Genomic DNA, 26090 nt, shown 5'->3' with positions numbered 1-26090 from the left:
ACGAGAACGGGGCAAGCCAGGGTGAATGAGATGAACGGGACGATGGCGAGAAGCGACGGCGCGGCGCGAGCGGCACGCGCGGCGCCGGCCGCCCTGCGGCCGGACCGGCAGGCCGACGGCCGGGCCGGCCCCGGCTCGCGCGGGGGACGGTTGCGGTCCGCGGGGCTCGCGGCCTCGCGCGGGGTCGTGCTGGCGTTCTTGTCGCTGGCCGGTTCCCTGACACTGTTCATCATCACGGTGGTGTCCCTCGCCCTCCTCCTGACGGGAGTGGGTTTCCTCACCACCCCATGGGTCCTGCACGCCGTGCGGACACACGCCGACCAGCGGCGGGTTCTGGCGGGCGACTGGGCGGGGACGCGGCTTCTCGCCCCCTACCGCCCGCTGCCCCGGACGCGCGGGGGCGTCACGGGCCACATCGAGTGCTGCCTCCTCATGCTCAAGGACCCCGCCACCTGGCGGGACCTGATCTGGCTGATCGTCGATGCCACGGTCGGGTTCGCCCTCGCCCTCCTCCCGCCCGCCCTGATCACCTACGGTGTGGAGGGCTGGGTGGTGCTCTGCGGCCTGTGGCGTGCCGTCGCCGGCGACTACTGGTACGGCTTCGTCCATGTGGAGAACGTGGGGGACGCCGTGCAGTGCGCCCTGCTGGGCACCCTCTTGCTGCTCCTCGCGCTGAACGCCGGCCAACACCTGGTGAAGGCCCACTTCCAGGTCGCCCGGGCCTTCCTGTCACCCACCCGAGAGGCCCTGCTGGCCCAGCGAGTGGAGCGGCTCTACGAGACCCGGCACGACGCGGTGGGCACATCGGCCGCCGAACTCCGCCGCATCGAACGCGACTTGCACGACGGCGCCCAGGCCCGCCTGGTGGCCATGGGAATGAGCCTGGGCACCATCGAGGCCCTCGTCGAACACGACCCGGCGAAGGCCAAGCAGCTGATCGCCCAGGCACGGGAGTCCTCGGCCGAGGCGCTGACGGAGCTGCGCGACCTGGTGCGGGGCATACACCCTCCCGTGCTGGCGGAACGCGGCCTCGGCGATGCGGCGAAGGCGCTCGCGCTGCGCATGCGGGTTCCCGTCGAGGTGGACATCGACCTGCCGGGCCGCTTCGACGAACCGGTGGAGACGGCCGCCTACTTCGCCACCAGCGAGATCCTCACGAACGCGGCCAAGCACGCGGAGGCCGACCGGATCTGGCTCGACATCGGCCACACCTATGACGCGGGCGGCATGCTCCGGATCACCGTCACCGACGACGGCAAGGGCGGCGCCGACCTCACCAAGGGCTCCGGCATAGCGGGCATCGAACGCCGCCTCGGCCAGTTCGACGGCGTCCTCGCCCTCACCAGCCCGCCGGGCGGCCCCACGATGGTCACCATGGAAATCCCCGGCCTGCCGGTCTCCTGGTAGTGCCCGGCCATGCCCCGGGCGCCGGGTGCCGGCCGTTCCCGTGGTCAGCGGGCGGCGCGTCGGCGCCGGAGGCGCGCCAGCCTCGGCGGGACGGCGAGCAGCAGCAGGCTGTAGTACTGCAAGGCGGGTACGGCGAGCGCGATGACGAAAGCGGTGATCAGGGCGAGGACGTTGAGGTAGCTCTCGGTGTACAAGTCCTCGGTCCTCTGGCGGGCCGCCCGGCCGTCTTCCTCCAGGAGCGCCGGGGTGGTATTCAGGATCCTCAGCATCGCGAACCGGCAGACCGTGCTGGCCAGGAGCACCGCGTAGTAGAACGCCGCCACGAACCGGTCGCGGCCGAAGGTGCCGATCATCTCCGTCGGCAGAGGAAGTACGACGACCGAGAGCAGCCACCCCATGTTCCACACCGTCAGGGAGCGGGTGAGCTTCGCGACCGTCGAGAATGTCCGGTGGTGCTCCTGCCAGATGTTCGCGATGACCGCGAAGCTGAGCAGGAAGCTCCAGATCTGGTCGAGATGACCGGTGATCACCTCGCTGGCGCCCTCGTGGGCGGACGCGGCCTCGGGGACGAGGTCCACCAGCGGCAGGATCAGCAGGGTGATGGAGATCGCGGTCACCGCGTCGGTGAACAGCACCAGCCGCTCCCCCGAGACACCCCCCTCGATCGTGCCCGGCGGGGGAGCCGACGGCTGTGCGGGGTCGGTCCCTCCTGTCTCGGTCTCGTCGGTGATGCCACTGGCACCCATGCGTTGCACCTTTCCCTTGTTCAGTCCGCCGCGCCTGCCGTCGCTACCGGAATCTGCTGGTCGTGGACATTCCAACGACCGGCGTGGACTCTACTCATGGCGACAGCGGGAAGTGGACGAGGGTCCGCAGCCGCGGATCCCCTGTGCACAGGGCCGTCTTGTCGCGGCGCGGCAGGAGCCCGGTGCGATGGAGCACACAGGAGCGCCGGACGCCCTCCTTCTGCGGAAGCGACCGTCCGGCAAAGACCGCCCCGGCCCTCGCCCAGCCCGCTGCACCCTCCACACTCAAGCCGCTGACCAGCACTGATGGATGAATTCGGTTGAAGTACATCCACCCGGAGCTGCAACGCCGCTTCACGCAGCGCGCCACCCACACGGTCACCTGGCGCAGCGACCACGGCGCCTTCGCCTCCCACGAGCCGGACACCGTCGCCCCGCTGGCCCGGCTCGCCCAGCTCTGACCCCCCGGCGCTCACCGCCACACCGCTCGCTACGGCACCGCGCACACACGGGAACCCGCAGCAGCACACGAACGCGGCGGGACACCTCCCGGACGGGGGCGCCCTGGGGTCTCTCGTGTGGATCTCCGGGTCCGCGACGACAGCTACGGCACCTCGCCGCGTTGTCGGAGCATCCGAGTACGCCCAGTACGAGGAAGCTCCTCCGCCTTGCGAGGCACCGCATCCGACGCCGCGGCCCGATCCACGAAGATCCACACGAGAGACCCCAGGCGGGGCGCCCCCGCACTTCACACGAGCGCCGACACCTTCTCCCGGTACTGCCGCACCGGCGCCGCGTCGCGGTAGGGCTCCAGCCGGCGTTCGAAGTCCCGCACATACTCGTGCGCGCGCACCGAGCGCATCTCGGCCGCCTGGTGCGCCGCCTCGACGCCCAGCGCGCACGCCTGCTCGATCTCCCCGAGCCCAAGCCGGGCCGAGGCGAGCACCACCCGGCAGAAGAGCCTGCTGCGGGCGAAGCCCGCGCCGCGCAGCTGGAGCGACCGTTCGGCATGCTGCGCCGCCGCGCGATACTGCTGCAAATCGCGGTGGCAGTGCCCGAACTCGTCGGCGAGCTGGGCCTCGTCGAAGAAGCGGGCCCACTGCGGGACCTCCTCCCCGGGCCGCGCGCTCTCCAGCGCCCGCTCCGCCCGCGCGAGCGAGGCGGTACAGGCCCGGACCTCACCCAGCACCCCGTGCCCGCGCGCCTCGGCGGCGTGCAGCAGCGCCTGGACGAGGGGTGCGGCGGACGTGCCCACACCCTGCTGCGCGACCCGCGCGAGCTGCACCGCCTCGCGGCCGTGCCCCAGGTAGACGGCCTGCCTGCTCATCGTCACCAGCACGTAGCTGCCGAAGGCGCGGTCGCCCGCGGCCTGGGTCAGCCGCAGGGCCTGGACGAAGTAGCGCTGCGCGAGCCCGTGCGCGGCGATGTCGTACGACGTCCAGCCCGCCAGCCGCGTCAGGTCGGCGGCGGCGCCGAAGAGCCGGCGGCCGAGCTGCTCGCCGTAGACGCCGCGCAGCATCGGTTCGGCCTCGTGCTCCAGGTACCGCACCAGGGCCTGCCGGGCGTGGCCGCCGCCGTAGGCGTGATCCAGGGCGCGGAACAGCTCACAGACCGAGCGCAGTGCCGCCACGTCGCCACCGGAGACCCGCTGGCCGGGACCGCGCTCGACCCGGTCGAGCCGCGCGGCCGACAGCGTGGGCCGGGCCATCACACCGGGCCCCGCCGCTCTCGTCGTCTGCGCGGGCACCCGCACCCCGCCGCCGTGCAGCAGGGCGGTGGCGCCGGGCCCGTGCGGCTGCGCATGCCCGTGCGGCTGCGCATGCCCGTGCCCCGGCCCGTGGCCGGCGGCGTGTCCTTGGCCGGGGCCGTGCCCGGGGCCATGTCCGGATGCGGGTCCGGCGCCCGGCCCGGACCCCGGGCCGGCCGGGGTCTGACCGGGTCCCGGCGGGCGGCCTGCGGGCCCTTCGGGCTCCGGGCCGCGCGCCACTCGCTCGTCGGCCCGGCCGATCAGCCAGTCGCGGCTGGGAACCACGAGCCCCGCGGGGGTGAAGGCGATCTTCCGCAGCTCGGCGTGACTGCCGGAGTCCTTGCGCCACAGGCCGCTGACGATGTCCACCGCCTCTGCCGGGGTCGCGGCGAACTCCAGTCCGGCATAGACCGGCGCGCACGCGTCCAGGCCGAGATCCTGGGCGGTCAGCCGCCGGCCGAGCCGACGGGTGAAGACCTCGGCGATCAGCGCGGGGGTCGTGCCCCTCGGCTGCTGTCCGCGCAGCCAGCGCGTCACGGAGGTCTTGTCATAGCGCAGGTCAAGACCGTGTTCCAGGCCGAGCTGATCCACGCGCCTGGCGAGCCCGGCGTTGGAGAAGCCCGCCTCGGCGATCAGCGCGGCGAGCTGGCGGTTGGGGATGCGCTGCTGGGATGACTGGGTCGCGTCGCTCACGGAGCCCCCAGGTCGTTCCATCGTCATCAGGTTTACGGTCTCCTGCCCTCGCGGCTTACGGCAGACGCCGGGGCGCCCTGCTGGAACGGCGCGAATGTAACGGGGCCCTCGCACACCGTTCGCCCCCTTCGTCGCGCATTCATCCGTACGTGTGAGCAGACAGCCACCTGCGGGGACAGCGCGCCCCGGCCGTAGAGTGGCGGTGGAGCGCGAGCGCGGATCCGCCGGGCCCGAGCGGTGGAACGAGGAGGAACGGCATGGGGCAACCCCTGGCGAGCAGTCGGCCGAGAAGTGAACTTCGCTTTGTCCACCTGGGGTTCGGCGCCGACGCGGTCGAATACCTGGAGGCGTGGGAGGAGCAGCGCCGGGTGCACGCGGCACGCTTCGCCGACGAGATCCCGGACACCTGCCTGCTGCTGGAGCACCCCGCGGTCTATACCGCCGGACGGCGCACCACCGACGACGAGCGCCCGCTTGACGGCACTCCGGTCGTCGATGTGGACCGCGGCGGCAAGATCACCTGGCACGGTCCCGGCCAGCTCGTCGGCTACCCGATCCTGAAGCTGCCGCGCCCCGTGGACGTCGTGGCGCACGTCCGCCGCCTCGAAGAGGCCATGATCCGCGCCTGCGCCGACCTCGGCCTGGAGACGACCCGGGTGGAGGGCCGCAGCGGGGTGTGGGTGCTGGGCGACCCGGTGGCGGAGCGCCCCTCGCTCCCCGGCCTCTCCCTGGACTTCGACCCCCGCCTGAACCAGGACGACTACGACGCGCGCCTGATGGGCCCCGAGTACGCGCCCTCCAACGCGGGCCAGCGCGGCGAGGACCGCAAGCTCGCGCAGATCGGCATCCGCGTCGCCAAGGGCGTGACCATGCACGGCTTCTCGCTGAACTGCAACCCCGACAACACCGGTTTCGACCGGATCGTCCCCTGCGGCATCCGCGACGCGGGCGTCACCTCGCTCTCCAACGAGCTGGGCAGGAATGTTCCGGTCGCCGAGGTGCTTCCCCTCATGGAGAAACACCTGCGCGAGGTTCTGGAGTCCGCGGACCCCATGCCGCGTGCGGAGGCAGCGAAGCCCACGGAGCCCGCCGCCTCCGTGCTGCGGGCCGTCTGAGCGGTCTGAGCGGTCCGTGAGGGCGGCCCCGTACCGCGGGTCCCCCTCATGGCCCGCAGGAGACCCCGTAAAGCGCAGGCGTAGGCTGATACCCGCCGCTGAATCGAAAGTACGTAGGGAGCCGGACGTGTCCGCTGTCGCACCCGACGGTCGCAAAATGCTCCGCCTGGAGGTCCGCAACAGCCAGACCCCCATCGAGCGCAAGCCCGAGTGGATCAAGACCCGGGCGAAAATGGGCCCCGAGTACAACGCCCTCCAGAACCTGGTCAAGAGCGAGGGCCTGCACACGGTCTGCCAGGAGGCGGGCTGTCCGAACATCTTCGAGTGCTGGGAAGACCGCGAGGCGACCTTCCTGATCGGCGGCGAGCAGTGCACCCGGCGCTGCGACTTCTGCCAGATCGACACCGGTAAACCCGCCGAGCTGGACCGCGACGAGCCCCGCCGCGTGGCCGAGTCGGTCCGCACGATGGAGCTGCGCTACGCCACCATCACCGGCGTGGCCCGCGACGACCTGGACGACGGCGGCGCCTGGCTCTATGCCGAGACGGTCCGCCAGATCCACGCGCTGATGCCCGGCACCGGCGTCGAACTGCTCATCCCCGACTTCAACGCCGAGCCCGACCAGCTCGCCGAGGTCTTCTCCTCCCGCCCCGAGGTGCTGGCGCACAACGTCGAGACGGTGCCGCGCATCTTCAAGCGCATCCGCCCCGGCTTCCGCTACGAGCGCTCGCTGGAGGTCCTCACGCGCGCCCGCGAGGCGGGCCTGGTGGTCAAGTCCAACCTGATCCTCGGCCTGGGGGAGACCCGCGAGGAGATCAGCGAGGCCCTCCAGGACCTGTACGACGCGGGCTGCGAACTGATCACCATCACCCAGTACCTGCGGCCCACCCCCCGGCACCACCCGGTCGAGCGCTGGGTCAAGCCGCAGGAGTTCGTGGAGCTGAAGCAGGAGGCCGACGAGATCGGCTACGCGGGCGTGATGTCCGGCCCGCTGGTCCGCTCCTCGTACCGCGCCGGCCGCCTCTACCAGCAGGCGATCGACGCCCGCCAGGGCGTGCACACGAGCACCGCCGGACAGGAGGCGCAGGAGGCTGCGTCCGCTACGTCTGCCACCTCGGCGGCGTAGCACGCGCGCGGTGCGCGTACGGCGAGAGGGGCGCGGTGCGCGTACGGGACGAATGTGGACGGACGGGAGCTGTGCGGCGGGCTCGGGAGTGAGCTTCGCCGCACAGGCTTTCGTGGACTTTGACCCTCCGGTCATCCGCTGGTAACACCGAGGCGTGACGCTGAAACCACGCACCGCCACATCGACCGCGATACCGGCCGCGACACCGCGCGCCGCATCACAGACGGAGGGGATCACTGTGCGGACCACCCTGCGCGCACTGGAGGGTCTGGAGCAGTTCCTGCTGGCCGGCGGCCGGCGCACAGCGCGGCACAACGCGTGGACGGCCGTCCTGGAAGACCGCCGCAGGGCCCGCGCCCGCCACGAGGCGGAGCAGGTCTTCGAGGCGGTCTCCCGGCCCAAGGCGAATTCCGCCGGCTGAGCCGCCACCCGGGGCCGGGGGACGACCGGGGCAGCGCCGGGGGAGGGCTGGGCCGAGGGGACCGCGGGGCATCCCGCACCGTAAACTTCCCCCCATGGCGAGGAAGGACAACAACACCGAGAACCCTGGGCGGCTCAAGCAGATCGCCCAGACGTACAAGATGACCCGGCGCGTGGACCGGAAGATCGGTTGGATCCTGGCCGGCGTGGGGCTCGTCACCTTCGGTGTACTCCTCGCGATCGGCTTCCTGATCGGCCACCCCGTCTACGTGGGCATCCTGGGCGTGCTCCTGGCGCTGCTCGCGTGCGCGATCGTTTTCGGCCGCCGTGCCGAGCGGGCCGCCTTCGGGCAGATGGAGGGCCAGACCGGGGCGGCGGCGGCCGTACTGGAGAACTTCAAGCGGGGCTGGCATGTGACCCCGGCCGTCGCGATGAACCGCAGTCAGGACGTCGTCCACAGGGCGGTCGGCAAGGCGGGCATCGTCCTGGTGGGGGAGGGCAACCCCAACCGGCTGCGGAGCCTGCTGGCGTCGGAGAAGAAGAAGATGGCACGCGTCGTGGGCGACGTCCCCGTCCACGTGGTGGTCGTCGGCCATGACGAGGGCCAGGTCGAGTTGAAGAAGCTGCGCACCCACATGATGAAGCTCCCCCGGGTGCTCCAGGGCGCGCAGGTCACCCAGGTCAACGACCGGCTGCGCGCACTCGGCGACCTGATGAGCAACATGCCCGTCCCCAAGGGCCCGATGCCCAAGGGAATGAAGCTGCCGAAGGGGCCGAACGGCCGCTGACGCCTCCCGGGGACGCACTGACTCCTCCCGAGGACGCCGAGCCTCCCGGGGGAGAACGGCGGACGACCCCGGTGGAGAACAGGAAAACGAGAAGAGGGCGGGCCCGCGAGACGGGCCCGCCCTCTCGTACGCGGTGGGCGCCCGGCGGCAGCCCGCGCACGTCAAGAGCTGTGGGCCGGATCCGCACGCCTGGACGGGTCAGATCCGCACCTGGGTGGTTCAGATCCGTACCTGGACGGCGCCGGAGAGCCGGTCGTGCAGCCCCCGGTTGTCGCGGTCCCAGATGAGGGCGGGGATGGCGAGCCCCAGCAGCACGGTACGCACAAGCGTGCGCCACACCGGCAGTTTGCCCAGGCCGTTCAGCGAGACGACGCGGAGGCCGAGCAGCCGCTTGCCAAGGGTGGAGCCGACCGTTCCGACAGTCAGCAGGGTCATGACCAGGAAGACGACCAGGGCCCAGTTGTTGGTGGCCTCGATCCGGCGGTCGGTCAGCGCGAAAGCGATGACGGCCGCGATCGCCCAGTCGATGAAGATCGCGCCGAACCTGCGGCCGATCGGCGCGATGGATCCGGGTCCGTCCTCGGGAAGGCCGAGCCGCTTCCCGCGGTAGCCGAAGTCGGCTCCCATGTCCTCCGCGGCAGCGCGGGGACCGGACAGCCACGATCCGATTGCTTCCCTGTTGTCCACCCGTCAACGGTATCGCGCCGTATTCCCCCGCCCGCGGCCCCCCGCGCACCCCGCTGGCGCGGCACGTCGCCGAAGCCGGGCGCCGGCCGCCGCCTGCTGGTTAACATCGGCGAAACAATCGGGTCATGCTGGAGAAATGGCCCCTGCCTATGGTCGGTCACCAGGCGCGCCCCCGCACTGTGCCCGCGCCCCGGAGCAAGCCCGTCCCGACGCGGCGGGACTAGGAGGACTTGGATGTTCCAGAACGCCGACGAGGCCAAGAAATACATCGCGGACAACGACGTCAAGTTCATCGACGTCCGCTTCTGCGACCTGCCGGGCGTCATGCAGCACTTCGCGGTGCCGGCCGAGTCCTTCGACCCGACCGAGAGCCTGATGTTCGACGGCTCGTCGATCCGCGGCTTCCAGGCGATCCACGAGTCCGACATGGCCCTGGTCCCGGACCTGTCCACGGCGCGCGTCGATCCGTTCCGCTCCGAGAAGCACCTCAACATCAACTTCTTCATCCACGACCCGATCACCGGCGAGCAGTACAGCCGTGACCCGCGGAACGTGGCGAAGAAGGCCGAGGCGTACCTCGCCTCCTCCGGCATCGCCGACACCGCCTTCTTCGGCCCCGAGGCGGAGTTCTACGTCTTCGACAGCGCCCGCTTCGAGACGAGGGCGAACGGCGCCTTCTACGAGATCGACTCCGAGGCCGGCGCCTGGAACACCGGCGCCCTGGAGGACGGCACCAACCGCGGCTACAAGGTGCGTTACAAGGGCGGCTACTTCCCCGCCCCGCCGGTCGACCACTTCGCCGACCTGCGCGCCGAGATCTCCCTGGAACTGGGCCGCGCGGGCCTTGAGGTCGAGCGCCAGCACCACGAGGTGGGCACGGCCGGCCAGGCGGAGATCAACTACAAGTTCAACACGCTGCTGGCGGCGGCGGACGACCTGATGCTGTTCAAGTACATCGTCAAGAACACCGCCTGGCGCAACGGCAAGACCGCCACCTTCATGCCGAAGCCGATCTTCGGCGACAACGGCTCCGGCATGCACGTCCACCAGTCCCTGTGGGCGGGCGGCGACCCCCTCTTCTACGACGAGCAGGGCTACGCGGGCCTCTCGGACACCGCCCGCTACTACATCGGCGGCATCCTGAAGCACGCCCCCTCCCTGCTGGCCTTCACCAACCCGACGGTGAACTCCTACCACCGTCTGGTCCCCGGCTTCGAGGCCCCGGTCAACCTGGTCTACTCCCAGCGCAACCGCTCCGCGGCCATGCGTATCCCGATCACGGGCTCGAACCCGAAGGCCAAGCGCGTCGAGTTCCGCGCCCCCGACCCGTCCTCGAACCCCTACCTGGCGTTCTCGGCCCTCCTCCTGGCCGGCCTCGACGGTGTGAAGAACAAGATCGAGCCCGCCGAGCCCATCGACAAGGACCTCTACGAGCTGGCCCCCGAAGAGCACGCCGACGTCTCCCAGGTCCCCACCTCGCTCCCGGCCGTCCTCGACGCCCTCGAGGCCGACAACGAGTACCTCCAGGCCGGCGGCGTCTTCACCGCCGACCTGATCGAAACCTGGATCGACTACAAGCGCACCAACGAAATCGCCCCGATGCAGCTGCGGCCCCACCCGCACGAGTTCGAGCTCTACTTCGACATCTAAAACGCCGGTTCGGGCCACCTGCGGGGTTGACTGGGGAACCTGCTGTGACCTGTGGAAACAGCGTTCAACGTTTCTCGTTGTTCCCAGCTCATGTCCATCCTCGTGTGCACCGGATGTGCACCGGGAGCCCGAATTGCTGATGCTGCGTCAGCCTTGTTGAGGGCCGCCATCCCGACTCCTGGGACGGCGGCCCTCGCCGTTCTTGCTCGGCCCCTCCCACCAGGACCGTGGGCTCTTGCGAGGGGCGACCCGTATCGAGGGTGCGGTGAGAAGGCACTCGCTCTCGACTCGGACGAGGCGGGGAGGGTGACAGCGACCTGGGGACCGGGCCCCGAGGATGGCTCCCGGCAGGGCCCTCCGCACAGCAGTTCAGGGGGAGGGAACTTGAACCTACGGCCCATAAGGCCCTGCGAAAGGTGGACCGGAGTTGCCGACTCGTCGAGAAGCGCTTATTGAACGTGCACCGCATCGCGGGTTCGGTTCCGTGCCAAGAGGGCTACTACGGCGTGCGCATGTACCGCGCCAAGAACGGCCCCTTCATGATCGGCGTCTGCATCCAACGCATGGACCTCTGCCTCCCCCTCGGCGAATTCGTCATGAGCCAACGCTGCGCCGAAGTCCGCAACTTCCGCGACGACGAAACCGCCCGCCTCACCGCCCTCCACCGCGCACCTGATCGGGAGCCGCACCGAAGCTGAGCACGTCCCGGTCCACCGGCGGTGAACGCATACTCGTGGGGCGGAGCAGCCCGCCCCTCAGCGACGCTTCTGACGACGGTTGTGGCGGTCGGGTTGCGGAGGGTGGGGTGTCGTCAGGTGCGGCACGTCGGTCCGCTGGCCCCGGGCGCTGTTGTCGCTGCGGGCGGTGGCGGCCTTGCGGTGTTTGTACGGCTGGATGGCGATGCGCGGTTCAGGACCTCGGCGCCGGGTGATCGTCCCATTCGGGATCGCTCAGTAGATGTCCTCGGTGACGACCCGGCCGCCGCGCACTCCGGTGGGAGGACCGCCACCGACCAGGGGCGGGCGGCCCCGCCTGCCGCCACCGATCCCGAGCGCCGGCTTCCGCCTCGCCGTCGCCCGGCCCTACCCCCACCCGCTCTCCGAGATCTGGGGGCCGTCGCCTGTCAGGTGGTGGTGGAGGGCGGCTGCGGTGGACTTCACGAAGGGGGTGGGGAGGGCGGTGGTGGGGGTCCAGCGGACGTGGGCGTGCTTGTGCGGCTCACGGTTTTCCGGGTGGCCGGACCACTCGTCGGCGGAGAAGACCACCGTGACGAAGCCGCCCGGGGCATCGACGCCCCAGGCGTTGTGGATGACATGGGCCAGGCGGAGGTCCTTCGGCCCCACGGTGACGCCGGTCTCTTCGTGCAGTTCGCGGATCGCCGTCGCGGTGACGGGCTCGCCGGGGTCGTTCTTGCCGCCGGGGAAGTCCCAGTGATTCGGGGCGAACTTGGCCTGGGGGCCGCGTTGGAGGAGCAGGACGTGGTCGGTGGCCCTGTCGTGGAGGATGACCGCGGCCACGAGCAGGGTCGCGGAGTCCCGGGTGGGCGGGAGGGCGGTGGGCTGGTCCGGTCGCGGGTGGGGCATCCGTGGTTCCCTTTCCATCTGTTCCATCTGTTCTGTCTGCTTCCGTCCGGTCAGGTCTGCTTCTGGTCTGGCGGGCTCTCCATGTCTTCCCGGCGTCTCCCCGCCATCTCATCGGCGTCTCCCCGCCATCTCTCCGGCAATCTCTCCGGCGTTTGACAAGTGTGTCCGCGCTCGCGCACCCTTTCACTACTCAATTAGTGAAAGGGTGGTTGCCGGATGGTCGAATACCGCATCGACCGGCGCAGCGGTGTCGCCACCTACCTGCAGATCGTCCAGCAGACCAAACACGCCCTGCGGCTCGGCATGTTGAAGCCCGGGGACAAGCTTCCCGCGGCACGCGAAGTCGTGGAGGCGCTGGCCGTCAACCCGAACACCGTGCTCAAGGCTTACCGCGAGTTGGAGCGGGAGGGCCTCGTCGAGGCGCGGCGGGGGCTCGGGACCTTCGTTCGCAAAGCGCTCGGCGCCGTGTCTGAGGACTCGCCGCTGCGCAGCGAACTCGACGGATGGGTGAAGCGGGCCCGGGAGGCCGGGCTGGAGCGGGACGACGTGGCCGCGCTCTTCGCCGCCGTGCTGGACGAGCACTTCGCGACCACCAGAGAGGAACGACGATGACCATGACCGCCATCGAGGCGGCCGGGCTCGGCAAACGGTTTCAGCGGCGGGGGATGTGGGCGCTGCGCGACTGCGCGTTCCGGCTGCCCGCCGGTCGCGTCTGCGCCGTCGTGGGGCCCAACGGTGCGGGCAAGTCGACGCTGATGGGGCTCGCCGCCGGGCTGATCGCCCCCAGTGAGGGCACGGTCACCGTGCTCGGCCGGCACCCCGCCGACGCCCGGCCGCGCATCGGGTTCGTCGACCAGACCAAGCCGCTGTATCCGCAGCTCACCGTCGCCGAGACGCTCCGCATGGGCGCCGACCTCAACCCCGGCAGCTGGGACGCGGCCACCGCGGAGCGCATCGTGGCCGGCGGCGACCTGAACCCCAAGGCGCGCATCCGCTCGCTCTCCGGCGGTCAGCGCACCCGCGTGGTGCTCGCCGTCGCCCTGGCCAAGCGGCCCGAACTGCTGCTGCTGGACGAGCCGATGGCCGACCTGGACCCGCTTGCCCGGCGCGAGCTGCTGGGCATCCTCATGGCCACCGCCGCGGAGCACGGCACCACGATCGTGCTGTCCTCACACGTGCTGGCCGAGTTGGAGGACTGCTGCGACTTCCTGCTGCTGATCCATGGCGGGCGCGTCCGCCTGGCGGGCGACATCGACGAGCTGCTGGCCGCCCACCGCCTCGTCGTCCGCCCCGCGCCGGAGGCCGGCGCTCCGGCCGACGCCGGTCCCCACGCCGATCCCGACGCCAACGTGCACTTGAACGCGAACGCCCATGCCCATGCCCAGACCGAGGCCGACGGCGGAACCGGAACCGGCGCCGGAACGGAAACCGGAACCCGAACCGGAAGCGGCGCCTGCGGGGGGATGGGGCCGCACACCGTGGTCGAGGCGCGTACGACCGGGCGGCAGCTCACGGCCCTCATCCGTCCCGCCGGCCCGCTGCCCGACGACTGGCAGGCCGGCGAACCCACCCTGGAGGAACTGGTGCTCGCCCACCTGCGCACCCCGGCGGCGCCCTCGCTGACCCTCGACCCCGTGCCGATGACGGATCCCGGACCGGCTCCGGACCCCGGCGGCGCCCCGGCCTCCACGTCCACAGCCACGTCATCCACGTCCAAATCCACGTCCGCCACTTCCGAGGAGACGGTCGCATGACCGCCGTTGCCCCCACCGCCCCCGAGCCCACCCGGCCCCCGTCGGCGGAGCCCCGGCGGGCCGCCGTATCCCGGCAGGCCCGCTGGCAGCTGCGGCTGCACCGGCCGGCGCTGTGGATCTGGGCGGGGCTCGTGCTCGTGCTCTCGGCCGCGCTGCTGTGGCTGTCGGGTCCGCTCACCGAGGCCGCGGCGGCGGCCTGGCGGCAGTACGACGCGTGCGGCATGAACACCCGGTGCACCTACGATCAGCCCGCGATCCTGCTCTACAAGGACGTCTACCAGTACCTCACCTACGCCGTCTTCGCCGTCCCCTTCCTCGTCGCCGCCTGGGCCGGGGCCACGCTGACCGGCCGGGAGCTGGAGACGGGCACGGCGCGGCTGGCATGGACCCAGTCGGTGTCCCCGGCCCGCTGGCTCGCCGTCGAACTCGCCGTCCCCGCGGCCCTCGTCACCGTGGGCGCCGGACTGCTCGGCGGGCTCCACCACGTCGCCTGGACCTCCGGGCGGGGCCACATCGACACGGCCAAGAGCTGGTACGACCCGGCGACCTTCTTGACGGGCGGACCCGTCATCGTCGCTCTCGCGCTGGTCGGCCTGGCCGCCGGTGCCCTGGCCGGCCTGGCCTGGCGCCGCGCCCTGCCCGCCCTCCTCACCTCCGTCCTCGTCACGGCAGGCGCCTTCGGCGCCCTCAACCTGGCGCGGCCCTACCTGTGGCCCAGCGCGACCCGCGTCAGCGGACTGGGGCCCGGCGCACCGGCAGGCGGGGGACTGGGGGTCGATGAGGGCGTCATCACCTCCAGCGGCGCCCGCCACCCCCTCCCGGAGTGCGGCGCCGGCCAGGCCCACTGCCAGGCCGCGTACGACAAGATCCACGCTGTCAGCTACTACCGCGACTACCACCCCTTCTCCCACTACTGGGCCCTCCAGCTCACCTCGGCCGCCGTGGCCCTCGTCTTCGGCGGGGTGCTGGTCCTCATCGCGTTCCGCCTGCTGAAGCGCCGTACCGGCGGGGTGCGCACCCAGGAGAAGAGCGCCGCGTGACCGGCTTACGCGCCGCTGCCCCGTCCCTGCCGCGCCGCTGCGGTATCCCTGCCGTGCCCCGCCCGCCCCCGCCGCGCCCCTGAAGAGGCGCGGCGGGGGCGGGCCGTCATCGTGCTCCCGGCAGAGGGGAACGCCGCCCTTCCCGGCAGAGGGGAACCCTGTTCGAACGCGCGGAAAGGCGGGGGTATCATGTGAGCACCGCCTAGCTCGAAAGATAAATCTGTGACTGCCAACGATGACGCGTTCACCAACTGGAAGCACCGCGAGGAGATCGCGGAATCCATGATCCCGATCATCGGGAAGCTGCACCGCGAGCAGGACGTGACCGTCCTGCTGCACAGCCGCTCATTGGTGAACAAATCAGTGGTCAGCATCCTCAAGGCCCACCGGTTCGCCCGGCAGATCGCCGGTGCGGAACTCTCGGTCACCGAGACCCTGCCGTTCCTGCGGGCTCTGGCCGACCTCGACCTCGGGCCCTCTCAGATCGACATCGGCATGCTCGCCGCGACGTACAAGTCCGACGACCGCGGCCTCCCGGTGGCGGAGTTCACCGCGGAGGCGGTCGCCGGGGCGACGGGCGCGAACAAGATCGCGTGCCGTCGGCCGCGCGACGTCGTCCTCTACGGATTCGGCCGCATCGGGCGGCTGCTCGCCCGGCTGCTCATCGAGAAGGCCGGCTCCGGCAACGGGCTGCGGCTGAAGGCCATCGTCGTGCGCAAGGGCAGCGGCCAAGCCGGCCAGGACCTGGTCAAACGAGCCTCGCTCCTGCGCCGCGACTCCATTCACGGCCAGTTCCAGGGCACCATCACCGTTGACGAGACGAACAGCCGGATCATCGCCAACGGCAACGAGATCCAGGTGATCTACTCCGACGACCCGACGACGGTGGACTACACCGAGTACGGCATCGAGGACGCCGTACTCATCGACAACACCGGCAGGTGGCGCGACCGCGAGGGCCTCTCCAAGCACCTGCGGCCGGGCATCGAGAAGGTCGTACTGACCGCACCGGGCAAGGGCGATGTGCCCAACGTCGTGCACGGCGTCAACCACGACATGATCAAGCCGGACGAGCAGATCATTTCCTGCGCGTCCTGCACCACCAACGCCATCGTCCCGCCGCTGAAGGCGATGGCGGACGAATACGGCGTCCTGCGCGGCCATGTGGAGACCGTCCACTCGTTCACCAACGACCAGAACCTGCTGGACAATTACCACAACTCGGAACGCCGTGGCCGCTCGGCGGCGCTCAACATGGTCATCACCGAAACCGGCGCCGCCTCCGCCGTCGCCAAGGCGCTGCCCGACCTCCAGGCGAAGATCACCGGCAGTTCGATCCGGGTCCCGGTGCCGGACGTCTCGATCGCCATCCTCAACTTGCAACTGGCCCGGGAAACCGACCGCGCCGAGGTGCTCGACCACCTCCGCGAGGTTTCCCTGACCTCACCGCTCAAGCGTCAGATCGACTTCATCAGCGCACCCGACGCGGTCTCCAGCGACTTCATCGGCTCGCGCCACGCCTCGATCGTGGACGCCGGTGCCACGAAGGTCGAGGGCGACAACGCGATCCTGTACCTCTGGTACGACAACGAGTTCGGCTACTCCTGCCAGGTCATCCGCGTCGTCCAGCACGTCTCCGGCACGGAGTACCCGACCTACCCGGCGCCGGCGCCGACGGTCTGAGGCCGAGGACGCGCGATCCGGGAGCAGGCTCCGCCAGCGGCGCCGCGCGGTTGCTGTTGGCGGCCCCGGAATTCACGGCAGGAGCCTCTCCGTTGTCGATAGGTGACGCGGGTCCCGCCGCTGTAGGCGGCAGTGCGTCCCCATCCGCGTACGGCTACCGCGCCGCAGCGCGGAAGGATCCGCCGTCGCCGAATCGCCTGTCGCGGTCGGCGGCTGCGGCGAAAGTCGCGCTGCTCCTGCCTGAAACCCTCACCGACTGGCGCCAACTCCCCGTGACGACCGATGGGTCGCAGGCGGCGGGGTGGATATGCCGGGGGATCGCCTGGTAGCACGAGCCAGCCTCCCGCCCGCGGAAGGGATGGCTCAGGCAGGGCCTGCGAGTACATCGTCCGGGGCGCCAGGGCCCGCCGATGCCGATCGGAACCCCTTCTGCCTTCCTGGCCGCTACACCGCCGGCCAGCCTCGCAAGGGGCAGGTGCACATCACGCGGAGGCCGGTCGAGGTGATGCAGGAACTGGTGAAGATCTGCCCTCCCGCTGGCACCGTTCTCGGCCCCTTCGCCGGATCGGGCTCAACCGGAGTGCCGCTCTCATCCAGCCCGAGCGCCCCCGGCCCCGGTGCCGACCGGTCCGGTATTCCGTGGCCGGGAATCGAAGGCCGGGCAACGCTTCCATGTCGGCTCGATCAGCGACTGCAACTCCCGCTCCGCCGCCGCACCCGGTATCTCCGTCGCCCGACCGCCTTGGGCCCGGAAGACCTTCAGGTCGCCCATGCGCGCTCTTCTCCGCTCCAGCACGATGCGCGATCGCTGCGGGGGGAAATCGGCATGGACGCCTGTCTATTCTCCGGGAACGGGTGCGCGCCCTCGTGGCTGTCGTCCCGGAGTACCTCGGGCTCGGTCCGAAGCCGACAGCGGACTCTCGGGCGAGCGCCCGGCGTAAGGGCTGGTGGGAGGCCGGGACGTTCTCGCTCTGTGCGCGGCACCCAGCGGCTCTGTCTTCACGGCGGTCAGCCGCACAGGCGAACTTCTCGTTCGTATCCTGCGTTCAGTGGGATGCGTGGTGGAGCTTCGTTGAACCGAGGGGTGAAATGTCCGAATCCCTGATTGTTGCTCAGAACGGTCGCGTCTCCCGGTAAACGCCCAGGTCAGCAACCTCGACCCGCGCGCCGGGGATGCGGGAGAGCAGCGCGAGGGTCGCGGCGGTGCCGGCCTCGGCTTCTGGTGGCAGTGGCCGTGGTAGAGCAGGCGGCGGTTGGCGGGCCAGGTGTCGTCGCGCAGGTGCAGGCGGCCCTCGTCGATGGCCTCGACGAGGAGTTCCTCCACCTGGCGGACCCGTCCGGCGAGGTCCTGGACGGCGGGGTCGCCGGGGAGCAGGGCCTTGTGCTCGTCGCGCAGCGTCATCAGGCAGGAGGGCTCGCAGCCGACGACGGGGGAGCCGGGGGCGCTCTCTTGGGTGAGCGGCCGGGAGAGGTGGGCGGCCTGGGTGCGGGCGTCGTCCACCAGGCCCTTGGACAGGCTCGACCGTCCGCAGCACCCGCGGCTCTCCAGCCGTACGCGCCGGCCCGCCTGCTCCAGCAGTTCGGTGGCCGCGCGGCCGATGGCGGGTTCGGCGTAGGTGGTGAACGAGTCGGCCAGGAACGTCAGTTCGCTCTGGGGGGCCGCCGATGTCGGGACACCCGCGCGGGTGGCGGCACCAGCGTGGGGGGATCCGCTGCTGTGACGGCACCCCCGGCGGACTGATGGCGTGGGGCTTCAGCCTGGTGATCGTCGTACCGCTGGTGACCTGGGGAGTGTTCGTGGTGCCGGGCTGGCAGGGCTGACAGCGGACCGGCGGACCGGCGGACCGGCGGGCCGTCCGGGGGTGGCGGGCCGGGCTCTCCGCGGGGCCCGCCGCCGGGACGCCGTACCGCCCGCTCCGGCCGTCCCGGAGATTTCCGGGAAAGGGGCGCTGTCCGCATGGGCCGCACCACGAGATATCTTGATGTCGAGACGATGTAGACGCGAAGCGGAGTAGCGGTGACTGACTCGACCATCATCTATACGCACACTGACGAGGCCCCGGCCCTGGCGACGTATTCGTTCCTGCCCGTGGTCGAGGCATACGCCTCCACGGCGGGTGTCGCCGTGGAGAGCCGCGACATTTCGCTGGCCGGGCGGATCATCGCCGGCTTCCCCGAGCGTCTGGAGGAGGGGCAGCGCATCGAGGACGCCCTCTCCCAGCTCGGTGAGCTGGCCAAGACGCCCGAGGCCAACATCATCAAGCTGCCGAACATCTCGGCGTCCATCCCGCAGCTCAAGGCCGCCATCGCGGAGCTCCAGGAGCAGGGCTACGCGCTGCCGGACTACCCCGACGACCCGAAGACCGACGAGGAGCGCGACGTACGCGAGCGCTACGACAAGGTCAAGGGCAGCGCCGTCAACCCGGTGCTGCGCGAGGGCAACTCCGACCGGCGCGCCCCCGCCTCGGTCAAGAACTACGCCCGCTCGAACCCGCACCGCATGGGCGCCTGGTCGGCCGACTCCAAGACCAACGTCGCGCACATGGACGGCGACGACTTCCGCTCCACCGAGAAGTCCGTGGTCCTGGCCGAGGACGGCGTGCTGCGCATCGAGCTGACCGGCGACGACGGCAGCACCACCGTGCTGCGCGAGTCGGTGCCGGTGCTGGCCGGTGAGGTCGTGGACGCCTCCGTCATGCGCGTCGCCGCGCTGCGCGAATTCCTCGCCGCGCAGGTCGCCCGCGCCAAGGACGAGGGCGTGCTCTTCTCCGTGCACCTGAAGGCGACGATGATGAAGGTCTCCGACCCGATCATCTTCGGTCACGCGGTGCGCGCGTTCTTCCCCAAGACGTTCGCCGCCTACGGCGACAAGCTGGCCGCCGCCGGGCTCACCCCCAACGACGGTCTCGGCGGCATCTACAAGGGCCTGGAGTCGCACCCCGAGGGCGCCGAGATCAAGGCGTCCTTCGACAGCGAGCTGGCGCAGGGCCCCGACCTGGCGATGGTCGACTCGCACCGGGGCATCAGCAACCTGCACGTGCCCAGCGACGTCATCGTGGACGCGTCCATGCCCGCGATGATCCGCACCTCGGGCCACATGTGGAACAAGGACGACCAGGAGCAGGACACCCTCGCGGTCATCCCGGACAGCAGCTACGCGGGCATCTACCAGGCCGTCATCGAGGACTGCCGCGCCCACGGCGCCTACGACCCGGCCACCATGGGCTCGGTGCCCAACGTCGGTCTGATGGCGCAGAAGGCCGAGGAGTACGGCAGCCACGACAAGACGTTCGAGATCCCCACCACCGGTACGGTGCGGGTGCTGGACGGCGCGGGCGAAGCCGTGCTGGAGCAGGCCGTCGGCGAGGGCGACATCTTCCGGATGTGCCAGACCAAGGACATCCCGATCCAGGACTGGGTCAAGCTCGCCGTCACCCGGGCCCGTGCGACCGGCGACCCGGCCGTCTTCTGGCTGGACGCGGGCCGCGCGCACGACGCCAACCTGATCGCGAAGGTCCGGCAGTACCTCGCCCTGCACGACACCGAGGGCCTGCGCATCGAGATCATGTCGCCCGTGGACGCGATCGCCTTCTCCCTGGAGCGCATCCGCCGGGGCGAGAACACGATCTCCGTCACCGGCAACGTGCTGCGCGACTACCTGACCGACCTGTTCCCCATCCTGGAGCTGGGCACCAGCGCCAAGATGCTCTCGGTCGTCCCGCTGATCAACGGCGGCGGGCTGTTCGAGACCGGCGCCGGCGGCTCGGCGCCCAAGCACGTGCAGCAGCTCGTCAAGGAGAACTACCTGCGCTGGGACAGCCTGGGTGAGTTCCTCGCGCTCGCGGTCAGCTTCGAGCACCTCGCGCAGAAGACGGGCAACGCGCGCGCCCAGATCCTCGCGGACACCCTCGACCGCGCCACGGGCACCTTCCTCGCCGAGAACAAGTCGCCCAGCCGCAAGCTCGGCGGCATCGACAACCGCGGCAGCCACTTCTACCTGGCCCTGTACTGGGCGCAGGAGCTGGCCTGGCAGACCGAGGACACCCAGCTCGCGCAGGCGTTCTCCGCGCTCGCCCAGACCCTGGCCGAGCAGGAGCGGACCATCGTCGACGAGCTGCTCGCCGTCCAGGGCTCCCCGGCCGACATCGGCGGCTACTACCAGCCGGACCCGGCCAAGGCCGCGGGCGTCATGCGCCCCTCGAAGACCCTCAACGAGGCGCTCGCCGCGCTGAGCTGACGCGCTCGCCGCGCTGAGCTGACGCGCTCGCCGCGCTGAGCCGAGGCATCCGGACGCGCCGGAGCCGAGGATCTCCCTGGGCTCCGGCGCCGGGAATCCCCTCGGCTCCGGAGAGGCATCCGGGCGCAGGAGAAGGGTCCCGTGAGTGGCAGTCCGCCGCTCCCGGGACCCTTCCGCTTACGTCGCGTTACCTCGCACCGGGGCGTCACGAGTTCCCGTACCGGTACGTCACACCCTGCGCCAGCGCGCGACCGCGAAGGAGAAGACCCCGAAGAGCGCGAGGCACAGCGCCACCGCCGCCAGCAGCCACGGTCCCGCCGGGGTGTCGGTGAAGGAGCGCAGGGTGTCATCCAGGCCCTTGGCCCTGTCCGGCTCGTACTCGACGGCCGCCCGCACCGCGAACGCGCCCGCCGCCGCGAATACCAGCCCCCGTGCCGCCCCGCCCGCGACACCTGTGCTGTCCACCAGCCGCCGCTGGCCGCGCGACAGCCGGCCCATGCGCAGCTGGTCGTGGTATTTGCGCAGCAGCGCCCTCACCGCCATCCACCCGCCCGCGACGACGACTCCGGCCGCCGCGATCCCCACCAGCCACTGCCCGCCCGGCAGTCCGAGGGCCCTGGCCGTCACATCCTGCGACTGCTTGTCGCTCGCGCCGCTTCCGCTTCCTTTGTCCCCCGCGGCGAAGGCCAGCACGGAGTAGCCGACGAACCCGTAGAAGACCGCGCGGGCCGCCGACAGCAGCCGTTTGCGCACCTTGTGCCCGTCCGGCTCGGCCGCGCCGAACAGCGCCTCGAACAGCCGCCACAGCGCCATGCCCGCCAGCCCGAGCCCCAGCGCCCACAGCAGGAAGGCGCCGAACGGCTGCCGCGCCACCTCCTGCAGAGCGCCGCCCCGGTCGGCCTGCCCGCCCCCGCCCTTCTCGCCGCCCGCGAAGGCGACTTGCAGCGCCAGCAGCCCCACCAGCAGATAGATGACGCCGCGCGCCGCGAACCCGGCCCGCGCGGCCCCACTGACCACGGGGCGCGCGTTGGCCCTCGCTCTGCGCGTGTTGCCCCGGCTGTACGCCCTTGCGACGGATATCCCCATAACCCCTCCGATACCTCGCACCGACGGCTTCTGGCGCGGGTGCCCCGGAGCGGACGGAGCACACGCGGTAGGCGGGGAGTCGGCGGCCATCGACCGGCCGGTGGGCCCCGGCTACGCCCTGCCCGGAGACGTGCTCGGGCGTCCTTGGGGGCTGAGGCCCTCCACGAACATGGCCAGGAGGCGTGCGGCCTGCCGGGCGGGAGTCTGGTGGTGTTCGGTGGCCAGTGCGATGCCCACTGCGGCGGTCAGCAGGTCGTGGCTGGTCACGTCCGGCTTGACGGCCCCGTCCCGCTGGGCGTGCCGCAGCAGTGTGGCGGCGGCGGTTTCGAGCGCTGTCCCGCAGGAGGCGGGGGAAGCGGCTTCGGTGGGCGGCTCGTAGGCGAGGGTGTCGGCGAAGCCGCGGGCGGAGACCGAGTAGTCCACGAGGTCAGCCAGCCACGAGAGCAGGGCCGCGCGGCTGTCGCCGTCGTCGCTCAGCTCGCCCGCCCGCGCGCAGAGGGCCTGCACGCGCTCCCGGAAGACGGCTTCGAGCAGGGCCTGACGCGTGGGGAAGTGGCGGCGGACGGTGCCCGAGCCGACGCCCGCGAGGCGGGCCACTCGTTCGAGGGAGGCCGACGCGCCGGACTCCGCGATCTCGTCCTCGGCCACGGCGAGGATCCGCTGGTAGTTGCGCAGCGCGTCCGAGCGCTGACCGGTCATGGTCGCTCCAGGTTGCTGGGTGGTGATGACGCCGGGTGGTGATGTCGCTGAGGGGTGTCGCTGAGGGGTGATGTTGCTAAGTGGCGGGGCCCGCCATATCGTATCCAACAGAAAACGGCGGGCCCCGCCGTTTCTGTCTGCCGAGCCAGAAGGAATGCCGCGATCATGAATACCTCTGCTGAATCAGTGCTGGTCACCGGCGCCACCGGGCGTCAGGGCGGGGCGGCGGCCCGGGCGCTGCTCGCCGTGGGCACGCCGGTCCGCGCGCTGGTGCGCGACCCGCACGCGCCGCGCGCCAAGGCCATCGAGGCCGAGGGCGCGGAACTCGTCCGGGGCGACCTCGCCGACCCGGACTCCCTCGCTCCGGCGGTGCGCGGAGTGGGCGCGGTCTTCTCCGTGCAGATGCCGCCGATGACGGAGACCAGCGTGGACTTTGCCGGAGAACTGGCCCAGGCCACGAACTTGATCGCGGCGGCACAGGCCGCCGGGGTCCGGCAGTTCGTCCAGTCCTCCACCGCCGGTGTCGGACGGCATACGCAGGCCCCCGGCTGGGCCGAAGGGCGCTGGTCGGCCATGGAGGAGTACTTCACCACCAAGCAGCGGATCCTGGATGCGGTGCGCCAGGCGGGCTTCGCCCGTTGGACCGTGGTGAAGCCCGCGTTCTTCATGGACAATCTGCGCGCGCTCGTGCCGCACGGCCCCGAAGGCGGGCTGGCGACGGTCCTCAAGCCGGACAGTGAGCTGGCACTGGTGGCCGCGGCGGACATCGGTGCCGCCGTCGCGCACGCTGTCCAGGATCCCGACCGCTTCCACGAGGTGCGGCTGGAACTGGCCGGTGACCGGCTGACGATGCGGCAGATCGCCCGCACGCTGTCCGCGGTGTGGGGCGTTCCGGTGGTGGCGCCCTCGATGGACCTGGCCGAGGCGCTCGCGGCAGGCATGCCGGCGTGGGGCGCCGGCCACGAGTGGAACAACGCCGTCGTCCAGCCGGCCTACCCGCAGACCGCTCGCTCCCTCGGTATTCCGGTCACCGCGTTCGCCACCTGGGCACGCGAACACTTCTCGGCGGCCTGACGGCGACGAGGGCCGGGGCGCACCGAACTGTTGGCCGGATAGGGCTCGTTGGGGGCATTGCCGCTGGGTAAGGCATAAAGAGCTGTTCAACGGTGGTGTCATATGTCCCGGGCATGTACGGGGACGTCGGGCGGGAGCGGTATATGGGCGCGGACAGCGACGGTTCACACCTCGCCGGAGGCGAGGAACCGCACCGCACGGAAGGCGCGGCGCGGCCCCCGGAAGACGTGGCGCACCCCGCGGGGGGCCATGCGCCGCATACCGGAGCCGAGGAGGCGCCCCGCGCGGACGGCGCCGCTCCCGCGCGCAACATCATCGACGGCCAGGTGACACTCAGCGGAATGACGGTGCAGGCCGGAGCGGTGCACGGCGGCATTCACGCGCACCTGCCGCCCGCGCCCCGGCCGATCCCGCGCCAACTGCCGCCTGTTTCCCGCCACTTCACCGACCGCGAATCCGACATCCGCGCGCTGAACGAACTCCACGCCCGGCGCGGAGCCTCCGCGCCACCCCTGATCGTGGTCACCGGCCCCGCGGGCGTCGGCAAGACCACACTGGTCACACGCTGGCTGAGCGGCCTCACCGAGGAGTACCCGGACGGCCACTTCTACGCCGACCTCCGGGGCCACGCCGCACACGGCGCGGCTTCCCCCGGCGAGGTGCTCGGACAGTTTCTGCGGGCCGTCGGAGCGCCCCCGGCAGCCGGGCTGGCCGAGCAGATGGCGCTGTGGCGCTCGGCGACGGCCCAACTGCGCATCGCCGTCCTGCTGGACAACGCGTTCACCGCCGCACAGGTGCGGCCCCTGCTGCCGAGCGGAGCGGACAGCCTTGTCGCCGTCACCTGCCGCAGGCGGCTGACCGGCCTGCGGACGGACGGCGCCGACGTGCACGAGCTGGGCTCCCTGCCACCCGTCGCCGCGACCGAACTGCTCCGGCGCGGCCTCGGCTCCGAGCGCATCGAGCGGGACAGCGCCGCAGCCGCACGCGTGGTCGCGCTGTGCGCGGGGCTGCCGCTGGCACTCTGCCTGGTCTCGGCGCGCCTCGCGGCCCGGCCGGAACAGCCGGTGGGAACGATGGCCGAGGCGCTCTCCAGCGAACAGGAGCGGCTCACCGTACTCAACGTGGAGGGGGAACGGGCCGTGCGAGGAGTGCTGGACGAGTCCTACGCCGGCTTGAGCGAGCCGGTGGCGCAGCTCTACCGCGCGCTCGGGATGCTGCCCGTGCTGGCCTTCGACACCCGCCTCGCCGCCGCCGTCTGCCAGGTGCCACCCGCGGAGGCGGAGACCCGGCTGGAGGCGCTGGCCGAGGCGAACCTGCTGGAGGACCACGGCGCGGCGGGATACCGCTTCCACGACCTCGTACGGCTGCACGCGGCCGAGCGGGCACGTGCGGCGGCGGACGACGATACCCGGGAGGCCACCGTGCGGCGGGCCTTCGATGTGCGGCTGGCGGCCGTCGCGGAGGCCGAACGGCTGCTGGTCCCCGCACGGCGGCCACTGGCCCGCGAACACGCGGCGCCGCCCGGGCTGGTGGCGCGCTTCGAGAGTCCGCCCGCCGCGCTGACCTGGCTGGACGCGCAGCGGCTCGACCTGATGCGCCTGCTCAGGGAAGCCGCTGCCAGGAAGTGGCACCACGCCGTCTGGCAGCTCGCGGACAGCATGTGGCCGCTCTTCCTGCGGCTGCGCCACTACGACGACTGGATCGAGGCGCACCGGCTCGGCCTGACCGCCGCCCGCCAGGCATGCGACGCGACCGCCGAGCGGCAGATGCTCACCTCGGGAGCGGCGGGCCTCAGCAGCCTCGGCCGGCTGCCGGAAGCCATCGAGTGGTACCGGATGGCCCTGGCGTCCGCCCGCGCCGAAGGCGCCGAACGCCCCTACGGGCAGGCTCTGTTGGGGATCGGTGCCTGCATGTACGAGTCGGGCCGGGGCTCGGAGGGCGTGCCCGTGCTGCGGGAGGCGATCGAGGTGTGGGAGCGCATCGGATACCTGCGGGGCGCGGCTTTGGCGCGGATCGTTCTGGGCGAGATCGCCCTGGAGGCAGGAGACCCGACGGCGGCGGTGGAGCACTTCGCCCATGCGCACCGCACGCTCGGCACCGTCGATGACCCGCACGACGAGGCCCGCGCGCTGGCCTTCCTCGGGTTCGCGCACGGCCGGGCCGGTGACATGGGGGCGGGCACCCGCGAACTGGCCCGCGCCCTGGAGGAGTTCACCCGTGCGGGCTCCGCGCACTGGCGGGGGCGCGCACTGGAGATGCTGGGCCTCCTGGCGGAGACCCAGCACGACGCCGGAGCCGCGCGCGCCTGGTACGAGCAGGGGCTCGCGGCCTGGAGCGGCGTCAGCTCACACGACGCGGCACGGCTGCGGGACCGGTTGCGCCGCCTTCCTGGCCCGGCGGGGCAGGACGAGTCCGAAGCCCCCCACCGCCCGCGCGGGCCAGGCGACGCGGACGGCCCGGCTCGCTCCGGAGGCACGGCAGAATCCTGACGCCCGCCACCTCCGGCCCACCGGCCAGGTGGCCCGCCGTGAGCCACCCGTACAGGCACGACGGCA

22 protein-coding genes are annotated in these 26090 nt (G+C 71.5%); 16 read left to right on the top strand and 6 right to left on the bottom strand.

Annotated elements, in window-relative coordinates; genetic code table 11:
* The first annotated feature begins 30 nt into the window (after nucleotides 1-30).
* Complete coding sequence (locus tag ABD339_RS06285) at nucleotides 31-1407, top strand: sensor histidine kinase (protein ID WP_344562979.1); 1377 nt, start codon at nucleotides 31-33, stop codon at nucleotides 1405-1407.
* Between the two features lie 44 nt (nucleotides 1408-1451).
* Here the strand turns inward: ABD339_RS06285 and ABD339_RS06280 are convergent, their stop codons facing one another.
* On the bottom strand, nucleotides 1452-2153 hold the full coding sequence (locus ABD339_RS06280) for a TMEM175 family protein (RefSeq protein ID WP_344562977.1): 702 nt from the start codon (nucleotides 2151-2153) through the stop codon (nucleotides 1452-1454).
* Nucleotides 2154-2473: 320 nt separating this feature from the next.
* Between ABD339_RS06280 and ABD339_RS06275 the strand changes: the two genes are divergently transcribed.
* Nucleotides 2474-2614 (top strand): hypothetical protein, encoded by a 141-nt coding sequence (locus ABD339_RS06275; RefSeq protein WP_344562975.1) that lies wholly within the window; start codon nucleotides 2474-2476, stop codon nucleotides 2612-2614.
* 287 nt (nucleotides 2615-2901) lie between these two features.
* On the opposite strand, the gene ABD339_RS06270 is transcribed toward ABD339_RS06275, so the two are convergent.
* Nucleotides 2902-4620, bottom strand: a complete 1719-nt coding sequence (locus ABD339_RS06270) for an NsdA family TPR-like regulatory protein (RefSeq protein ID WP_344562973.1) — start codon at nucleotides 4618-4620, stop codon at nucleotides 2902-2904.
* Nucleotides 4621-4850: 230 nt separating this feature from the next.
* Between ABD339_RS06270 and lipB the strand changes: the two genes are divergently transcribed.
* The 4 genes from lipB (at nucleotide 4851) to ABD339_RS06250 (ending at nucleotide 8042) form a co-directional block, all read left to right on the top strand.
* The gene (gene lipB, locus ABD339_RS06265; RefSeq protein ID WP_344562971.1) at nucleotides 4851-5708 is read left to right on the top strand and encodes a lipoyl(octanoyl) transferase LipB; all 858 of its coding nucleotides are present in this window, start codon (nucleotides 4851-4853) and stop codon (nucleotides 5706-5708) included.
* A gap of 127 nt (nucleotides 5709-5835) precedes the next feature.
* Nucleotides 5836-6834 (top strand): lipoyl synthase, encoded by a 999-nt coding sequence (gene lipA / locus ABD339_RS06260; protein ID WP_344562970.1) that lies wholly within the window; start codon nucleotides 5836-5838, stop codon nucleotides 6832-6834.
* A 238-nt stretch (nucleotides 6835-7072) separates the two neighbouring features.
* A complete protein-coding gene (locus ABD339_RS06255; protein WP_344562969.1) occupies nucleotides 7073-7255 on the top strand; it encodes a hypothetical protein in 183 nt (60 codons plus the stop codon).
* A 94-nt stretch (nucleotides 7256-7349) separates the two neighbouring features.
* Nucleotides 7350-8042: a DUF4191 domain-containing protein gene (locus tag ABD339_RS06250; RefSeq protein ID WP_344562968.1), complete on the top strand. Its 693-nt coding sequence runs from the start codon at nucleotides 7350-7352 to the stop codon at nucleotides 8040-8042.
* Between the two features lie 219 nt (nucleotides 8043-8261).
* On the opposite strand, the gene ABD339_RS06245 is transcribed toward ABD339_RS06250, so the two are convergent.
* Nucleotides 8262-8729 carry an RDD family protein gene (locus tag ABD339_RS06245; protein ID WP_344562967.1) on the bottom strand — a complete coding sequence of 156 codons (468 nt, stop codon included), beginning with the start codon at nucleotides 8727-8729 and terminating at the stop codon, nucleotides 8262-8264.
* A 234-nt stretch (nucleotides 8730-8963) separates the two neighbouring features.
* Between ABD339_RS06245 and glnA the strand changes: the two genes are divergently transcribed.
* Both glnA and ABD339_RS06235 read left to right on the top strand, forming a co-directional pair.
* On the top strand, nucleotides 8964-10379 hold the full coding sequence (gene glnA, locus ABD339_RS06240; protein ID WP_344562965.1) for a type I glutamate--ammonia ligase: 1416 nt from the start codon (nucleotides 8964-8966) through the stop codon (nucleotides 10377-10379).
* Between the two features lie 452 nt (nucleotides 10380-10831).
* Complete coding sequence (locus ABD339_RS06235; protein WP_425575899.1) at nucleotides 10832-11077, top strand: hypothetical protein; 246 nt, start codon at nucleotides 10832-10834, stop codon at nucleotides 11075-11077.
* 384 nt (nucleotides 11078-11461) lie between these two features.
* Here the strand turns inward: ABD339_RS06235 and ABD339_RS06230 are convergent, their stop codons facing one another.
* On the bottom strand, nucleotides 11462-11962 hold the full coding sequence (locus tag ABD339_RS06230; RefSeq protein WP_344562964.1) for an NUDIX domain-containing protein: 501 nt from the start codon (nucleotides 11960-11962) through the stop codon (nucleotides 11462-11464).
* Nucleotides 11963-12178: 216 nt separating this feature from the next.
* Here ABD339_RS06230 and ABD339_RS06225 point away from each other — a divergent pair, with 216 nt between their 5' ends.
* The 6 genes from ABD339_RS06225 to ABD339_RS06195 all read left to right on the top strand — a co-directional run bounded on the left by ABD339_RS06225 (nucleotide 12179) and on the right by ABD339_RS06195 (nucleotide 20676).
* Complete coding sequence (locus tag ABD339_RS06225; RefSeq protein WP_344562962.1) at nucleotides 12179-12574, top strand: GntR family transcriptional regulator; 396 nt, start codon at nucleotides 12179-12181, stop codon at nucleotides 12572-12574.
* Nucleotides 12571-13716, top strand: coding sequence for an ABC transporter ATP-binding protein (locus ABD339_RS06220; RefSeq protein WP_344562960.1), 1146 nt, complete (start codon nucleotides 12571-12573; stop codon nucleotides 13714-13716). The genes ABD339_RS06225 and ABD339_RS06220 overlap by 4 nt, the downstream gene beginning before the upstream one ends.
* Complete coding sequence (locus ABD339_RS06215) at nucleotides 13713-14756, top strand: ABC transporter permease (protein WP_344562958.1); 1044 nt, start codon at nucleotides 13713-13715, stop codon at nucleotides 14754-14756. Before ABD339_RS06220 ends, ABD339_RS06215 begins: the two co-directional genes overlap by 4 nt.
* A gap of 222 nt (nucleotides 14757-14978) precedes the next feature.
* Nucleotides 14979-16439 (top strand): glyceraldehyde-3-phosphate dehydrogenase, encoded by a 1461-nt coding sequence (locus tag ABD339_RS06210; RefSeq protein ID WP_344562956.1) that lies wholly within the window; start codon nucleotides 14979-14981, stop codon nucleotides 16437-16439.
* Nucleotides 16440-17667: 1228 nt separating this feature from the next.
* Nucleotides 17668-18180, top strand: a complete 513-nt coding sequence (locus ABD339_RS06200) for a hypothetical protein (protein ID WP_344562954.1) — start codon at nucleotides 17668-17670, stop codon at nucleotides 18178-18180.
* A gap of 276 nt (nucleotides 18181-18456) precedes the next feature.
* The gene (locus ABD339_RS06195; RefSeq protein WP_344562952.1) at nucleotides 18457-20676 is read left to right on the top strand and encodes an NADP-dependent isocitrate dehydrogenase; all 2220 of its coding nucleotides are present in this window, start codon (nucleotides 18457-18459) and stop codon (nucleotides 20674-20676) included.
* Nucleotides 20677-20904: 228 nt separating this feature from the next.
* On the opposite strand, the gene ABD339_RS06190 is transcribed toward ABD339_RS06195, so the two are convergent.
* Nucleotides 20905-21762, bottom strand: coding sequence for a DUF1206 domain-containing protein (locus ABD339_RS06190; protein ID WP_425575898.1), 858 nt, complete (start codon nucleotides 21760-21762; stop codon nucleotides 20905-20907).
* Between the two features lie 111 nt (nucleotides 21763-21873).
* On the bottom strand, nucleotides 21874-22461 hold the full coding sequence (locus tag ABD339_RS06185) for a TetR/AcrR family transcriptional regulator (protein WP_344562950.1): 588 nt from the start codon (nucleotides 22459-22461) through the stop codon (nucleotides 21874-21876).
* Between the two features lie 165 nt (nucleotides 22462-22626).
* Between ABD339_RS06185 and ABD339_RS06180 the strand changes: the two genes are divergently transcribed.
* Nucleotides 22627-23535 carry an NmrA family NAD(P)-binding protein gene (locus tag ABD339_RS06180; protein ID WP_344562948.1) on the top strand — a complete coding sequence of 303 codons (909 nt, stop codon included), beginning with the start codon at nucleotides 22627-22629 and terminating at the stop codon, nucleotides 23533-23535.
* Nucleotides 23536-23678: 143 nt separating this feature from the next.
* The gene (locus ABD339_RS06175; RefSeq protein ID WP_344562946.1) at nucleotides 23679-26024 is read left to right on the top strand and encodes an AAA family ATPase; all 2346 of its coding nucleotides are present in this window, start codon (nucleotides 23679-23681) and stop codon (nucleotides 26022-26024) included.
* Nucleotides 26025-26090: the final 66 nt, after the last annotated feature.

This window comes from Streptomyces axinellae, from assembly GCF_039532135.1.
GTDB classification, from domain to species: Bacteria; Actinomycetota; Actinomycetes; order Streptomycetales; family Streptomycetaceae; genus Streptomyces; species Streptomyces axinellae.
This window is presented reverse-complemented; position numbering and strand designations above follow the sequence as displayed.

What these genes read in the sequence shown, in the direction of transcription:
- ABD339_RS06250 (WP_344562968.1), top strand. Translation starts at nt 7,350, where the DNA reads ATGGCGAGGAAGGACAACAACACCGAGAACCCTGGGCGGCTCAAGCAG.
- ABD339_RS06280 (WP_344562977.1), bottom strand. Translation starts at nt 2,153, where the DNA reads ATGGGTGCCAGTGGCATCACCGACGAGACCGAGACAGGAGGGACCGAC.
- lipB (WP_344562971.1), top strand. Translation starts at nt 4,851, where the DNA reads ATGGGGCAACCCCTGGCGAGCAGTCGGCCGAGAAGTGAACTTCGCTTT.
- ABD339_RS06215 (WP_344562958.1), top strand. Translation starts at nt 13,713, where the DNA reads ATGACCGCCGTTGCCCCCACCGCCCCCGAGCCCACCCGGCCCCCGTCG.
- ABD339_RS06175 (WP_344562946.1), top strand. Translation starts at nt 23,679, where the DNA reads ATGGGCGCGGACAGCGACGGTTCACACCTCGCCGGAGGCGAGGAACCG.
- ABD339_RS06285 (WP_344562979.1), top strand. Translation starts at nt 31, where the DNA reads ATGAACGGGACGATGGCGAGAAGCGACGGCGCGGCGCGAGCGGCACGC.
- glnA (WP_344562965.1), top strand. Translation starts at nt 8,964, where the DNA reads ATGTTCCAGAACGCCGACGAGGCCAAGAAATACATCGCGGACAACGAC.
- ABD339_RS06270 (WP_344562973.1), bottom strand. Translation starts at nt 4,620, where the DNA reads ATGACGATGGAACGACCTGGGGGCTCCGTGAGCGACGCGACCCAGTCA.
- ABD339_RS06230 (WP_344562964.1), bottom strand. Translation starts at nt 11,962, where the DNA reads ATGCCCCACCCGCGACCGGACCAGCCCACCGCCCTCCCGCCCACCCGG.
- ABD339_RS06220 (WP_344562960.1), top strand. Translation starts at nt 12,571, where the DNA reads ATGACCATGACCGCCATCGAGGCGGCCGGGCTCGGCAAACGGTTTCAG.
- ABD339_RS06185 (WP_344562950.1), bottom strand. Translation starts at nt 22,461, where the DNA reads ATGACCGGTCAGCGCTCGGACGCGCTGCGCAACTACCAGCGGATCCTC.
- ABD339_RS06190 (WP_425575898.1), bottom strand. Translation starts at nt 21,762, where the DNA reads ATGGGGATATCCGTCGCAAGGGCGTACAGCCGGGGCAACACGCGCAGA.
- ABD339_RS06225 (WP_344562962.1), top strand. Translation starts at nt 12,179, where the DNA reads ATGGTCGAATACCGCATCGACCGGCGCAGCGGTGTCGCCACCTACCTG.
- ABD339_RS06180 (WP_344562948.1), top strand. Translation starts at nt 22,627, where the DNA reads ATGAATACCTCTGCTGAATCAGTGCTGGTCACCGGCGCCACCGGGCGT.